Source organism: Ensifer sp. 22460, assembly GCF_052044935.1.
Classification (GTDB): domain Bacteria; phylum Pseudomonadota; class Alphaproteobacteria; order Rhizobiales; family Rhizobiaceae; genus Ensifer.
The window spans coordinates 129544-143509 of record NZ_JBQENZ010000022.1 but is presented as its reverse complement, the minus strand read 5'-3'; the positions used below and the strand labels follow the sequence as shown (position 1 = coordinate 143509).

The following is a 13966-nucleotide window of genomic DNA, read 5'->3' as shown; positions in this document are numbered from 1 at the left end:
GCGAAGCCTTGCGCATAGGCGCCGATCTTGGCGGCCAGCAGCGCGCTTTCGAGATCCCTGATGAAGGCTGCCTTGTCGGCCACCTTGAAGTCGCCGACCTCAGGCAGCCCGAGGATCTTTTCGGCCGCTTCGCGTTCGTCCTTCATCGCGGAGATGCTGCGCGCGGCCACCGCCGCCTCAATGCCGGTTGCCGGCACGCCCATGTTCTGCGCCTCGATCACCGACCACTTGCCGGTGCCCTTCTGGCCGGCCTTGTCGAGGATCAAATCGACGATCGGCTTGCCGGTCAGAGGATCGGCCGCCTTCAGCACCTTCTCGGTGATCTCGATCAGGTAGGAGTTGAGGCGGCCCTTGTTCCAGGTGCCGAAGACCTCGCCGATTTCGGTCGCCGACATCTTCAGGCCGTCGCGCAGGATGCCGTAGATTTCGGCGATCATCTGCATGTCGGCATATTCGATGCCGTTGTGGATGGTCTTGACGAAATGGCCGGCGCCGTTTTCGCCGAGCCAGGCGACGCAAGGGTCGTTGTCGTATTTCGCGGCGATCGAGGTCAAAACACTCTCGACGCGCTTCCAGGATTCTTCCTTGCCGCCGACCATGATCGACGGGCCGTGACGTGCGCCTTCCTCACCGCCGGAAACCCCCATGCCGATGAAGGTCAGGCCACTGTCCTTCAGCGCCTCGAAGCGGCGCATCGTGTCGCGGAAGTTGGCGTTGCCGGCGTCGATCATGATGTCGCCCTTGGAAAGGTAGGGCTCGAGGATCTTCATCTGCTGATCGACCGGCTCGCCGGCCTTGATCATGATGATGATCGGGCGCGGCGGACGGATGGCGGCAACAAACTCTTCAATGGTGTCGCAGGGCACGATCTGGCCCTTGAGTTCACCGGCTTCCGCGTAGAACTTGTGCGTCGCCTCGACGGTGCGGTTGAACACCGCGATCTTGTTGCCCTTTTCAGCGATGTTGAGCGCCAGGTTCGAGCCCATGACGCCAAGACCGATTAGGCCGATTTCCGCCTGTGACACGTGATTGCCTCCATTGGACAGAAGTGCCGGGCGCGATCGGGATAAGCGCGTCGGTGCCGGCCCTTCGAATTGAACTTCGCCCTCTCGCGGCGGGCTCTGTCGAAGGCCCTGGCGCGAGAAGCGACGGCGGAGGATGTTTTGGCATTCAAATCGATTAACGACAAGCGATTACTGACAAAATCACTTCTTTTCGGGCTTGCCGTCGCCATCGTCGAGCACCCGCCAGGACGCGCCTTCGAGGTCTTCGTACTGGCCGCTCTTCAGCGCCCAGAGGAAGGCGGCGAGACCGATGCCACCGAGAAACAACGCGATGGGAATGAGATAGATCAGCGTGTTCATGAGGCATTCCCGACTGGACGAAGGGCGGCAGGCGCTTGGCCGTCGCGCGCCTCCTCGGCAACATTGCCGGTGGCAGCACGCAGACGCAAGGCATTGGCAACGACGATCACCGACGAAGTCGACATGGCAACGGCTGCGATCAGCGGGGTGGCGTAGCCGAGGATCGCGATCGGAACGGCAATCACGTTGTAACCGATCGCCAGCGCGAAGTTCTGGCGGATCAGCCGCCCAGCCCGGCGCGAGGTGTCGATCGCCATCGGCACGGCATTCAGCCCCTGGTGCAGGAAGACGAAATCCGCGGCCTGGCGCCCGACATCGGCCGCCGTTGCCGGGGCCATCGAGACATGGGCTGCGCGCAGCGCCGGCGCGTCGTTGATGCCGTCGCCGACCATCAGCACGCGGTGCCCACCTTCGGCCGCAAGCGCACATTCGTCCACCTTGCCACGCGGCGTCAGCTCGGCCTTGAAGCTGTCGATGCCGACCCGGCGGGCAAGGGCCGCCACGACAGGCTCGCGGTCACCGGAGAGAATGCCAGTCGACAGGCCCAGGCGACCGAGCTCCTCAATGCTTTCGCGGGCGAACGGCCTGAGCCGATCCTCGAAGCGGAAGCAGCCAAGTTCGCGGCCGTCGAGCGACAGGATCGCCTCGGATTGGCCGCTCGCCTCGCCGGCGTCGCCACAGGCAAAAGCGCGGCTGCCGAGCCGGTAGATGCCCGCTTCCGTGCGGGCCTCGATGCCGGCACCGGGAATCTCGCGGATCTCGCCGGCAATGACGGGCGCAACCTTCGCCGCATCATGAATGGCCATCGCCAACGGATGGCGCGAATGAACAGCCAGCCCCGCCGCCGTCGCCAGCACGGAGGGCTGAATATCCTGGCCATTGACGAGCCGCGGTTCACCCACCGTCAGCGTGCCGGTCTTGTCGAGCAGCACCGTGTCGATCTCGGCCAGCCGCTCCATGGCCGAGCCGTCCTTGACCATGACGCCATTCTGGAACAGCCGTCCGGCGGCAATCACCTGCACGACCGGCACCGCAAGCCCGAGCGCGCAGGGGCAGGTGATGATCAATACCGCGACCGCAACCAGCATCGCATGGTGGAAGTCGCCATTGACGAACATCCAGCCGATGAAGCTCAAAAGCGCCAGGAGGTGCACCGCGGGCGAGTAATATTGCGCCGCCCGGTCGGCGATACGGCGATAGCGTGCCCTGCCCCCTTCGGCGGCCTCCATCAGGCCCATGATCTCGGCAAGCAGCGAGTCGCGCGCCGCAGCGGTCGCCTCGATCGTCACCGGTCCGGTGAGGTTCAGCGTGCCCGCCTCGACGCTGTCGCCTGCCTTGACCGGCACCGGCGCGCTCTCGCCATTGACGATCGAGCGATCGAGGTCACTGGCGCCGATGAGAATGCGACCATCGACCGGGATGCGTTCGCCGGCGGCGATCGCCAGCTTTTCGCCCGGCTTGATCTCGTCGACCGGACGATATTCGCGCCCGCCGTCTGCATCGAGCACCATCGCGCCGCGCGGCGACAGCCTGGCCAAGCTGCTGATCGCAGAACGCGCACGCCCGCGCATCATATGATCGAGCGTGCGGCCGATCAGCAGGAAGAAGAGAAGCATCACCGTGCCGTCGAACCAGGCATGGGTGCCGTGGGTAATCGTCTCGTAGAGCGAGATCGAGAAGGAGAGCGTGATCGCAAGCGCGATCGGCACGTCCATGTTGGTGCGGCCGTGCTTCAGCGCATTCCAGGCGGACGCGTAGAAGAAGCGCCCGGAATAGATCAGCGTCGGCGCGGCAATCAGCGCCGAGATCCAGTGGAAGAGATCGCGCGTGGCCGCCTCCGCGCCCGACCAGACGGAGACGGAGAGCAGCATGATATTGGCCGAGGCAAAGCCCGCAACGGCGACGGCGCGCACCAGCTGCTTCAGCGTCTGGTCGCCGTCTTCCTCGCCCGGCGCGAAGAGATGGGTCTCGTAGCCCCGCGCGCGGATGGTGCGCGCCAGTTCCCGCGGATCGGTGCGGGCGTCATCGACCTCTTCCTTCCAGACGATCGCCACCCGCCGCGACGAAAGGTTGACGCGCGCCCGCTCAACCTCGGGCCGCGCTTTCAAGGCGCCCTCAAGTGTCGCGATGCAGGCGCCGCAATGCACGCCGGGTACGCTGAGGTCCGTCTGGCGCAACCCGCCGCCGAGCGACCGGCTCGTCAGCCAGAGCTCTTCCGATGTGGGCAGTCCCTGCCCGGCCCTGTCGATCTCCAGAGCCATTTCGGTTCCAGGAGCGCAGCAGCTCATTGCGCTGCTCCCGGCGCCATGAAGCGGATGGCCTGGCGATAGACGACCGTGTCGCCCTTGGTCGCGGTGATATCGGCGATCCACTGGCCGCGCTTCAGCGTCGCGGCGGCAACGAACACGCCCTCGCCCTGATGCGCCATCTCGACCGTCACATCCTCATGCTCCTCGACCGGGCGCTTCAGGACCGCGACCACCTTGTCCGCGGTCAGTTCCGGCTTGCCCTGTCGCGTCAGCGTGTAGCGCAGCGCTTCCTGTTCGACACTGAGCTTGCCTTCGAGCCCGCTGGCGGCGAAGGCCTTCGCCTCCTTCACCTTGCCGTTGAACTGCTGGCTCGCGACATAGGTGTTCTGCACGACCAGCCCGCTCCAGCTATGGCTGGCATTCCAGGCCATGATCAGGTTGACGGTGATGATCGTGCCGAAGAACAGCACCATGACGCCCAGCATATGCCAGCCGGTGAAGGGCCGCGGTGCCTTTGCCTGTTTGGTGATCATTTCGCGGCTCCCGGGCTGTTGAAGTTGGCCTTGTAGACGTCGCGCTCGTGGCTCGACGGATCCTCAACGATCAGGCTGAAACCGTCAGCCGCTTCGCCAAGCTTGTCCTTCGGCAGCGTCACGAACACCTTGACCGCCGTCACCTTGTCCGGATCGACGCCGATCGCAAAGGTGCGGCCGTCGCCCGCCGCCTGGCCGGCGATGCGCATCGTCGCCGAAGACATACCGTCGATCGCGAGCGTGATGGTGCGTTGTTCGGGGATCATGTTCAAGAGCTTGACCATGTAGCCGTTGCGCACCGAACCGTCGGATTCGACGACGAATTGCGGGTTGCGGTCGTGCAGCACGTTGAGCTCCAGCCGGTCGCGCGACAAAAGCGCATAGAGCAGCCCGATGCCGACGAGCGTCCAGACACCGAGATAGACGAGCACGCGCGGACGGAAGACGATCTTCCAGTTGAAATGGCGGACCTTGTCGGAGAAGGCGCCATCCGCGTTGCGAACACGGCCCGGGTCGATCGCCGTCGTGCCGCCATTGGTGGCAAGCGCCATGTTGGAGGCATAATCGTTCAGCGTCGCATAGGAGATCAGTCCGCGCTCGCGGCCGACCTTGTCCATGACGCCGTTGCAGGCGTCGATGCAGAGCGCGCAGGTGATGCATTCGAGCTGCTGGCCGTCGCGGATGTCGATACCCATCGGACAGACGACGACGCAGGCGTTGCAATCGACGCAATCGCCGACGGCCTCCCCGGCTGCCACCGCCTTCTTCTGGTGGCGCGAGCGCGGCTCGCCGCGCCAGTCGTTATAGGTGACGACCAGCGAGTTCTCATCGAGCATCGCCGCCTGGATGCGCGGCCAGGGGCACATATAGGTGCAGACCTGCTCGCGCATCAGCCCGCCGAAGACATAGGTGGTGGCGGTCAGGATACCGACGGTCATGTAGGCGACGGTTGGTGCTTCCAGCGAAACGAAGCTTTTCAGAAGCGTCGGTGCGTCGGCGAAATAGAAGATCCACGCGCCGCCGGTGGCAATCCCGATCAGGATCCAGATCGAGTGCTTCGACACGCGCTTGACGATCTTGGCAACCGTCCAGGGGCCCGCGTCGAGTTTCATGCGGGCGTTGCGGTCGCCTTCGATGTAGCGCTCCACCACCAGGAAGAGATCGACCCACACGGTCTGCGGACAGGTATAGCCGCACCAGGCGCGCCCGACGGCCGACGTCACCAGGAACAGGCCGAAGCCGGCCATGACCAACAGGCCCGCCACGAAGAAGAATTCCTGCGGCCAGATCTCGATGAAGAAGAAATAGAAGCGGCGTGCGGCGAGATCGACGAGCACCGCCTGATCAGGCGCGTGTTCGCCGCGATCCCAGCGGATCCACGGCGTCAGATAGTAGATGCCGAGCGTCACCAGCATCACCAGCCACTTGAAGCGGCGGAAGCTGCCCTCGGCGCGTTTCGGGAAGATCTTCTTGCGCTTTTCGTAGAGCGGCTTGCGCACATGCGCCGCATTGACCGGTTCGGCCTCGTGGCGTTCGACGGATGCGGCGTTGGCGGCGGATTGAGAATTCATAAGTGGGACATCCCGGATATCGCGTATTGAGCCATGTCTTGCCCGATTTGACCGCCGAAAACGTTGATCTGTGTCAAGTTTGCGGCCTAAGGCCGCGCCATGCGGCGAAACGTCCGAGCCATCGGAACCGCAGCGGTCGGCAACGACCTTTGGTGCGGACGGACGCCAAGGGCCTTGCGCTCGAGCCCATCTGCACCACAACGCCACGCGCCTTATGAGACGCGCAAAGGTCGCCGTAGTACTTTGAATTGCTGCATGTTTCCCTATATCGGCTATGCTGAAGGCAAGGCAGGACAGTCGCGAAGGAGAAAGCATGCACGGCTCCCTCGAGCCCCTGACGCTGGCCAAACAGCGCGGCACCTATCGCGAGCGTGCCGCGCCTCACGCTCTCGCCGGGCATGTCGAATGCCTGTGGAGCCACCAGATGCCGGAGGGACCGCCCGCGCCGATCGCGGTCGTCCCCGACGGCTGCGTCGACATCCTCTGGTCCAATCGCGGTCTCGTCGTTGCCGGCCCTGATCGGACCGCTGCCTTTCCCGTGATCGCGCCGGGCGCCAAGGTCATCGGCCTGCGCTTCCGCCCGGGCGTCGCCGCGTCGTTTCTGCGCGCATCGCTTTCGGAAATCACCGGTCAAATCGTCCCGCTCGATGCCTTCTGGGGCAAAGCCGCGCGCGAACTTGATGCCAAGCTTCAGGACGCGCCGGATGCCATCCGCGCCGATATCATGGCGGCAGCAGTGCTAGAGCGCTCACCGGCCGTCTCCCCGCCGCCCGGCGATGTCGCAGCCGCGCTCGCCCATCTCACGCAACGGCGCGATTCGTCCGACAACCCCATCCGCGCATTGGCCGCCGCCACCGGCACCAGCGAGCGGACGCTGCGCCGCCGCTGCCACGAACATTTCGGCTATGGCGCCAAGACCCTCGACCGCATCCTGCGTCTGCAACGATTCCTTGGGGCATGCCGCGGCGAGCCATCCGTAGGCCTCGGCATCCTCGCTCTTGATGCCGGCTATGCCGACCAGGCGCATCTTTCGCGCGAAGCCAGGGAACTGACGTCGCTTTCACCGGCGGAAATCCGCCGCCAGCTTTCCGCCCATCGGCAAGCGGCCTGACTGGCCGTTTCGTTCAAGACCGGCGGGGCCGCCCGTGCTACGTCCTCACTCAGGAGAACCAAGCATGGCAACACTTGAAGCAAAGATCATCCACACCACCATCGCCCGCGACTGGCGCGAGGTCTATGCCTTCATGGCCAGGCCCGAGAACATGCCCCTCTGGGCGTCCGGTCTCTCGTCAGGGCTGACACGCGACGGCGAGGACTGGCTGGCGCCGGGACCGCTCGGCCAAGCCCGCGTGCGCTTTGCTCCCGCCAATGACTTTGGCGTCGTCGACCATCTGGTGACGCTCGCAGATGGCACCGAGGTCCACAACGCGCTGCGCGTCGTGCCGAACGGTAACGGGTCCGAGGTAATGTTCACGCTGCTGCGTCAGCCGGGCATGAGCGCGGAACAATTTGCCGGCGACGCCGGTTGGGTGGCAAAGGATCTCGCCACTTTGAAATCAATCATGGAATCCGGAAAAGACAGGTAGGAAAATGGGCAACAAGGGCAACGACAGCCGCATCGACTATGTCGAGTTCAACGTCTCGGACATCGCTGCCGCCAAGGCCTTCTACGGCAGCGCCTTCGGCTGGACCTTCACCGACTACGGCCCGGAATATTGCGAATTCCAGGACGGCCGTCTGACCGGCGGTTTCACCACCACGGGTCCCGTCGGCAGCGGTGGGCCGCTGATCATCCTCTATGCCGACAACCTCGAGGACATGCTGGCCCGCGTCGAAAAGGCCGGCGGCAAGATCGTCAAGCCGATCTTCACCTTCCCCGGCGGCCGCCGCTTCCATTTCGCCGACCCTGACGGATACGAGCTGGCGGTTTGGTCGGCGCAGTAAGGGCAGTCGACGCCCCAGACCAGCACGGGAACGAGGGCTGCCCCTTCGGCAGGCTGAGCGACCGCAGCCATCTCCACCCTCATCTCTGTGCTTGTCACAGAGATCCAGCAGCCGTGCGTCGGCACGGCGGGAGGAGCAGAGCCGGGACGCCTGATTTGCAGACTGCAAGGGGTCTCCCGCGCCGCCGACGCGGCGCTGCTGGATTCCTGTGACGAGCACAGGAATGAAGGAGGTGATTAAGGCGCCATCCATATCCTGTGGACACCCATCCCCACTTTACGACTTTAGGATCGCCCCTCACTGTCCTGCCGGACATCTCTCCCCACACGCGGGGGAGAGAAACGCTTGGCTCGCTCTCTGTCGCCAAGCCTCAACGCTCGAGATTGGCGATGCTGGCGCCGCGTTTCCCTTCTCCCCGCCTGCGGGGAGAAGGTGCCGGCAGGCGGTTGAGGGGCAGCCCGCCCACCAACCACAGACGATAGCCTACTCGCCCCCGCCCAGCGAATGCACGAACACCGCAAGCTGCTTGACCGTGGTGTCGCCGAGGCGCGGCAGCCAGGCGGGCATGACGCCGTGCTTGGGTGCCTTCATCTGGGCGACGATCGCCTGCTCGCCCTCGCCGTTGAGCCACAGTGCGTCGGCGAGATCAGGCGCGCCGAACTCGCGGTTGCCCTTGGCATCGGCACCATGACAGGAGGCGCAATTGGCTTCGAACAGTGCCTTGCCCGGCTCGACCATCGAGACGTCCGACGGCGTGCCGGTAAGGCTGACGACGTAGGCCGCCGTCTGCTTGATCTCTTCCGGCTGCAGGATTTCGGCAAAGGACGGCATTTCCGAAACGCGGGTCTCGCCATCGCCAGTGTAGCGAATGCCGTGAGCGATCGTCTGGTAGATCTCCTCGGGCTTGCCGCCCCAGAGCCAGTCGTCGTCGTTCAGGTTCGGGAAGCCGGCGGAACCCGCAGCACCCGAGCCATGGCACTGGGCGCAGTTGACCTTGAAGGCCGATGCGCCGCCGGAAACGGCGAACTGCTGCAGCTGCGGATCGGCAATGATCTGCTCGATCGAGCTCGAGGCGATCTTTTCGAGATTGCCGGCCTGGGCCGCCTTGGCGCTTGCGAGTTCCGCGCTCACCTCGGCGCGGCTCGAATAGCCGAGCACACCCTTGGTCGCGTCCGTCAGAAGCGGCACCGCCGGATAGACGATCATGTAGCCGACCGCCCAGACGATGGTCGCGTAGAAGGTATAGACCCACCAGCGCGGCATCGGGTTGTTCAGTTCGCGGATACCGTCCCACTCGTGGCCGGTGGTCTCGACGCCGCTGATTTCGTCGACGTGTTTGTCCGCCATACTATTAATCCTCCTTCAGGGGGATGGCTGCGGCATCATCGGCGGCCTTCTTGGCGCCGGGCCGGAAGATGAAGCCGACGACGCCCAGGAAGAAGAGCGTCATGGCAAGGAGCGCCCAGCTATCGGCGAACTGGCGCATGGCCGTATAGGTTTCCATGTGCGTGTCTCCCTTAGCGATAACCGGTGGTGTCGTCGTAGGTGGAGAAGTCGACCAGCGTACCAAGCATCTGCAGATAGGCGACGAGCGCGTCCATCTCCGTCAGCCTCTGCTGGTTGCCGTCGAAGTCGCCGAGCTTGGCCTTCGGATAGCGCGCCTCGACGCCGGAGGTGTCGGCATTCGGATCAGCCTGCGCCTTGATGTCGGCAAGCGCGTTGTCGATCATCTCGTCCGTATAGGGAACGCCGACCGCCTTGTTGGCCTTCAGGTTCGCGGCGGTGTTGTTCACGTCGAGCGTCGTCTCCTTGAGGAAGGCGTAGCTCGGCATGACCGATTCCGGCACGACGGAGCGCGGCTCGGTCATGTGCTGCACGTGCCATTCGTTGGAATAGCGGTCGCCGACGCGGGCGAGGTCCGGTCCGGTGCGCTTGGAGCCCCACTGGAACGGATGGTCGTACATGGATTCCGCCGCCAGAGAGTAATGACCGTAGCGCTCCACTTCGTCGCGGAACGGCCGGATCATCTGGCTGTGACAGACGTAGCAGCCTTCACGCACATAGATGTCGCGACCGGCGAGCTCCAGCGGCGAATAGGGCCTCATCCCCTCCACCTTCTCGATGGTGTTTTCGAGATAGAAGAGCGGCGCGATTTCCACGATGCCGCCGATGGAGACGACGAGCAGCGAGCCGACGAGCAGCAGGGTGGCGTTGCGTTCAAGGGTCGCGTGTTTGTCGAGAATGGACATGGTCTATGCCCTCCTATTCCGCAGCTTTCAGCGCGGGCTGAGCAGCACCGAAGATCGGAGCTTCGTCACGCACGCGGCCGAGGATGGTCATTGTTACGTTGAAGGCCATGAGCAGAGCCCCGGCGAGGAACAGTGCGCCGCCAAGAGCACGCAGCACGTAGTAGGGAACCATGGCCGCGACCGATTCCGCGAAGGAATAGACGAGGAAGCCCTGGTCGTCGTACTCGCGCCACATCAGGCCCTGCTGGATGCCGGCGACCCACATGACCGCCGCGTAGACGACGATGCCGAGCGTGGCGAGCCAGAAGTGCCAGTTGACCATGCGCACGCTATAGAGCCGCTCGCGGTTCCATAGCTTGGGCGTCAGATAGTAGATCGCGCCGAAGGTGATGAGGCCGTTCCAGCCGAGCGCACCCGAATGCACGTGGCCGATCGTCCAGTCGGTGTAGTGGCTGAGCGAGTTGACCGTCTTGATCGACATCATCGGACCTTCGAAGGTCGCCATGCCGTAGAAGGCAACCGCCATCACCATCATGCGGATGATCGGGTCGGTACGGATCTTGTCCCAGGCGCCCGAAAGCGTCATCAGGCCGTTGATCATGCCGCCCCAGGAGGGCATCCACAGCATGACCGAGAAGACCATGCCGAGCGTCTGCGCCCAGTCGGGCAGCGCCGTATAGTGCAGGTGGTGCGGACCCGCCCAGATGTACATGAAGATCAGCGACCAGAAATGGATGATCGACAGGCGGTAGGAATAAACAGGGCGATTGGCCTGCTTGGGGATGAAGTAATACATCATGCCGAGGAAGCCGGCCGTCAGGAAGAAGCCGACGGCGTTATGCCCGTACCACCACTGCGTCAGCGCATCCTGCACGCCGGCAAAGGCCGAGTAGCTCTTCGAGCCGAGGAAGGAGACCGGCACCGCCAGGTTGTTGACGATGTGCAGCATCGCGATCGTGACGATGAAGGCGAGGTAGAACCAGTTGGCCACATAGATATGCGGCTCCTTGCGCGTCAGAAGCGTGCCGAGGAAGGCGATGAGATAGGCGACCCAGACGATCGTCAGCCACAGGTCGACATACCATTCCGGCTCCGCATATTCCTTCGACTGGGTGATGCCGAGCAGGTAGCCGGTGGCCGCCATGATGATGAACAGCTGGTAGCCCCAGAACACGAACCAGCCGAGATTGCCGCCGAAAAGGCGCGCGCGGCTGGTACGCTGGACGATGTAGAAGGACGTCGCGATCAGCGCGTTGCCGCCGAAGGCGAAAATGACAGCCGAAGTGTGCAGCGGCCGCATGCGGCCGAAGTTGAACCAGGGCTCGATGTTGAGGTCGGGAAAGGCAAGCTGGAGCGCAACCACGACGCCCACGAGAAAGCCGACGACGCCCCAGAACACGGTGGCGATCACGCCATACTTGACCACCTCGTCGAAATATTCCGACTGCGGCGGTGGTGGTGGCGCCCTGCCGGCGGAAACCGGGCTGAACTCGATGCGTCGCATCAGCATGACAGTGCCGGCGAGGAGCACGAAGAACAGCACCCACATGTGGGCTTCAAAGTGCCGGTCCTGCGCAAACCCGGCGCCGACGAGCGCCAGGAAAGCACCGACCCCGAGCAGGATCATCTCGAATGTGTATTTCATGGTTGGGTCCCCAACTTGGTCCGATCGCACGCGACGACACGCCCCAGAACGAGGCGCGCCACCGCAGCTGGCCGGAAAGTGTCAGAATCGGGGCATCCTGGCCTTGATTCAGATCAAGGCTGCACCACCTCGATTGGATCATCCTCGGCAAATAACAGGGAGCGCCGTGGGAGCTGGCGTTTGAAGCCGATGAAAAAGACTTTTGAAGAGGGACGAATCCGGAGCCGGCTGGAGCCGCCTCCCCGCGCTGTCCCGGTGGCCGAGCCTTTCGCATGGCTCGCCCGCGCGCATGAAGAGCAGCTTGCGCTCTGCAACTGTCTCGAGGAGATCGCCGACAGCCTGCCTGCAGAAATCGATCGGCAGAAATGCGTCTACGCCGCCAAGGTGCTCGGACCGATGATCCGCGAAATGCATTCCGGCGAGGAAAGCCTGGTCTTCCCGTGGATCGAGCGCACCTTCCGCGGCGACCCGACGCTCGGCGCGACGCTGGAGCGGCTGAAATACGAGCACTGCGAAGACGAGTGCTTCGCCGAAGAACTGACGGAAATGCTGGAACGCCTCGGCGCCGCCGACCAAACGGTCAATGCCGAAACCGCCGGTTATATGCTGCGCGGCTTTTTCACCAGCCTCAGGCGACACGTCGGCTTCGAACAGGAATGTTTGCGCAGCATCACCTCGCCGGTTGGGTGAACCGGCAGACGGGGCGGTCGGCACGCGGCAAGGTAGGATTGTTCGCGGCTGTAAGCGCAGCGCCATTCGTGCTATACGCGAAACTGGATCGAGTTTGGAGCAACGCGGCCCCAATCATTCTGGTGATGTGCGGTGGCGCACGTTACATACCTGTATAAAATTTCACTCACCTACTCATCTCTCCTGCGAATTCACAGGTCCACACGGCGCTGATGAACGATGCAGAACGTCATGCGCCAACCGAGGAAGGCGATGCCCATGACAACGATCACACGAAGAGCTTTTGTCGGCGGGATCGCCCTGATGCCGTCATTGCGCTTCCCAGGCACTGCGGCCGCCCAGAGCGAAATCACGCCTGACGAGGCACGAAAGATCGCCAAGGAAGCCTATATCTACGGCTTCCCGATGGTGGACAGCTACCGCATCCAATACGCCTATTTCGTCGACGACAAGAACCCGGAATACAAGGCGCCGTGGAACCACCTCAAGAACATCCCTCGCGTCTACACCCCCGCCGATACGGCGATCCAGACGCCCAACTCCGACACGCCCTATTCGATGATCGGCATGGACCTGCGTGCGGAGCCGATGGTCCTCACCGTACCAGTGATCGAGAAGGACCGGTACTTCAGCATCCAGCTCATCGACGCTTATACGTTCAACTTCGACTATGCCGGCAGCCGCACGACCGGCAACGACGGCGGCAGCTTCCTGGTCGCCGGCCCGGGCTGGAAAGGCGAGACGCCTGCGGGCATCAAGAAGGTGTTTCACGCCGAGACCGATCTCGTTCTCGGGGCCTATCGCACGCAGCTATTCAACCCCGACGACTTAGACAATGTGAAGAAGATCCAGGATCGCTACAAGGCAGAGCCGCTTTCGACGTTTCTCGGCGGGGCGGCGCCTGCGGCCGCTCCCGCAATCGACTTCACCAAGCCGCTTTCGCCGGACGAAGAGAAGAAGTCGCTGGAGTTCTTCAACATCCTGAATTTCGTCCTGCAGTTCTGCCCGACTAATCCATCCGAGACCGAGTTGATGGCGCGTTCTGCCAAGATCGGGGTTGGTGCAGGCAAGACCATAGACGTTGCGGCGCTCTCGCCGGACATCAAGACCGCCATCGAGCAAGGTATGGCCGACGCCTGGGCCGATCTTGAGGGCTTGAAGAAGCAGATCGACGCCGGAACGGTGACCTCGGGCGACCTCTTCGGCACGCGCGAATACCTGAAGAACAATTATCTCTACCGCATGGCGGCGGCCGTTCTCGGCATTTACGGCAATTCGAAGCAGGAGGCGATGTATCCGGTCTACGCCACTGACGTCGAAGGGCAGAAGCTCGACGGCGCCAACCGCTACACCGTGCATTTCGCCGCCGATAAGATGCCGCCGGTCAACGCCTTCTGGTCGCTGACGATGTATGATCTGCCGGCGAGCCTGCTCGTTGCCAATCCGATCAACCGCTATTTGCTTAACAAGCCGATGCTCCCGCAATTCGTGAAGGATGCCGACGGCGGCTACACCTTCTACGTTCAGAACGAGTCGCCGGGCAAGGACAAGGAGCCGAATTGGCTGCCGGCGCCCAAGGGTCCCTTCTTCGTCGCGATGCGGCTCTATTGGCCGAAAGACGAGGCGCTCAATGGCATGTGGAAGCATCCGCCCATGACCAAGACACCATAGTTTGTTCAGTTCGCCCGCGGGTTCGACGTCGCGATCCCCGGCCGGGTCTT

Annotated in this window: 14 protein-coding genes; 5 read left to right on the top strand and 9 right to left on the bottom strand. The window is 63.4% G+C overall.

Annotation, left to right across the window (positions count from 1 at the left end):
- From gndA to ccoG, 5 genes are all read right to left on the bottom strand, one after another.
- Nucleotides 1-1025 (bottom strand): NADP-dependent phosphogluconate dehydrogenase (gndA, locus tag ACTJKM_RS24920; RefSeq protein WP_440661171.1); only part of this gene is annotated, 1025 nt, incomplete at its 3' end.
- Between the two features lie 180 nt (nt 1026-1205).
- Nucleotides 1206-1364, bottom strand: a complete 159-nt coding sequence (gene ccoS, locus ACTJKM_RS24915) for a cbb3-type cytochrome oxidase assembly protein CcoS (RefSeq protein WP_034788403.1) — start codon at nt 1362-1364, stop codon at nt 1206-1208.
- Nucleotides 1361-3652, bottom strand: a complete 2292-nt coding sequence (locus tag ACTJKM_RS24910; protein WP_058326995.1) for a cation-translocating P-type ATPase — start codon at nt 3650-3652, stop codon at nt 1361-1363. The genes ccoS and ACTJKM_RS24910 overlap by 4 nt, the downstream gene beginning before the upstream one ends.
- Nucleotides 3649-4146 carry a FixH family protein gene (locus ACTJKM_RS24905; RefSeq protein ID WP_058326996.1) on the bottom strand — a complete coding sequence of 166 codons (498 nt, stop codon included), beginning with the start codon at nt 4144-4146 and terminating at the stop codon, nt 3649-3651. Before ACTJKM_RS24905 ends, ACTJKM_RS24910 begins: the two co-directional genes overlap by 4 nt.
- Complete coding sequence (gene ccoG / locus ACTJKM_RS24900) at nt 4143-5717, bottom strand: cytochrome c oxidase accessory protein CcoG (RefSeq protein WP_058326997.1); 1575 nt, start codon at nt 5715-5717, stop codon at nt 4143-4145. Before ccoG ends, ACTJKM_RS24905 begins: the two co-directional genes overlap by 4 nt.
- Before the next feature lie 313 nt (nt 5718-6030).
- Here ccoG and ACTJKM_RS24895 point away from each other — a divergent pair, with 313 nt between their 5' ends.
- The 3 genes from ACTJKM_RS24895 (at nt 6031) to ACTJKM_RS24885 (ending at nt 7661) form a co-directional block, all read left to right on the top strand.
- Nucleotides 6031-6828 carry an AraC family transcriptional regulator gene (locus ACTJKM_RS24895; protein ID WP_058326998.1) on the top strand — a complete coding sequence of 266 codons (798 nt, stop codon included), beginning with the start codon at nt 6031-6033 and terminating at the stop codon, nt 6826-6828.
- A gap of 64 nt (nt 6829-6892) precedes the next feature.
- Entirely contained in the window at nt 6893-7303 is a 411-nt protein-coding gene (locus ACTJKM_RS24890) for a hypothetical protein (protein ID WP_058326999.1), read from the top strand.
- A gap of 4 nt (nt 7304-7307) precedes the next feature.
- On the top strand, nt 7308-7661 hold the full coding sequence (locus ACTJKM_RS24885; protein ID WP_057254230.1) for a VOC family protein: 354 nt from the start codon (nt 7308-7310) through the stop codon (nt 7659-7661).
- Nucleotides 7662-8144: 483 nt separating this feature from the next.
- Here ACTJKM_RS24885 and ccoP read toward each other — a convergent pair whose 3' ends face one another.
- From ccoP to ccoN, 4 genes are read right to left on the bottom strand one after another with little or no spacing between them, the layout of a single operon-like run.
- Nucleotides 8145-9008 (bottom strand): cytochrome-c oxidase, cbb3-type subunit III, encoded by an 864-nt coding sequence (gene ccoP, locus ACTJKM_RS24880; protein ID WP_058323178.1) that lies wholly within the window; start codon nt 9006-9008, stop codon nt 8145-8147.
- A 4-nt stretch (nt 9009-9012) separates the two neighbouring features.
- Complete coding sequence (locus tag ACTJKM_RS24875; protein ID WP_057254226.1) at nt 9013-9165, bottom strand: CcoQ/FixQ family Cbb3-type cytochrome c oxidase assembly chaperone; 153 nt, start codon at nt 9163-9165, stop codon at nt 9013-9015.
- A 13-nt stretch (nt 9166-9178) separates the two neighbouring features.
- Nucleotides 9179-9910, bottom strand: a complete 732-nt coding sequence (gene ccoO, locus ACTJKM_RS24870) for a cytochrome-c oxidase, cbb3-type subunit II (protein ID WP_058323179.1) — start codon at nt 9908-9910, stop codon at nt 9179-9181.
- Between the two features lie 13 nt (nt 9911-9923).
- Complete coding sequence (gene ccoN / locus ACTJKM_RS24865) at nt 9924-11555, bottom strand: cytochrome-c oxidase, cbb3-type subunit I (RefSeq protein ID WP_058323180.1); 1632 nt, start codon at nt 11553-11555, stop codon at nt 9924-9926.
- A gap of 189 nt (nt 11556-11744) precedes the next feature.
- On the opposite strand from ccoN, the gene ACTJKM_RS24860 reads away from it, so the two are divergent.
- Both ACTJKM_RS24860 and ACTJKM_RS24855 read left to right on the top strand, forming a co-directional pair.
- The gene (locus ACTJKM_RS24860) at nt 11745-12245 is read left to right on the top strand and encodes a hemerythrin domain-containing protein (RefSeq protein WP_057254471.1); all 501 of its coding nucleotides are present in this window, start codon (nt 11745-11747) and stop codon (nt 12243-12245) included.
- A 303-nt stretch (nt 12246-12548) separates the two neighbouring features.
- Nucleotides 12549-13916 (top strand): DUF1254 domain-containing protein, encoded by a 1368-nt coding sequence (locus tag ACTJKM_RS24855; protein ID WP_245296077.1) that lies wholly within the window; start codon nt 12549-12551, stop codon nt 13914-13916.
- Nucleotides 13917-13966: the final 50 nt, after the last annotated feature.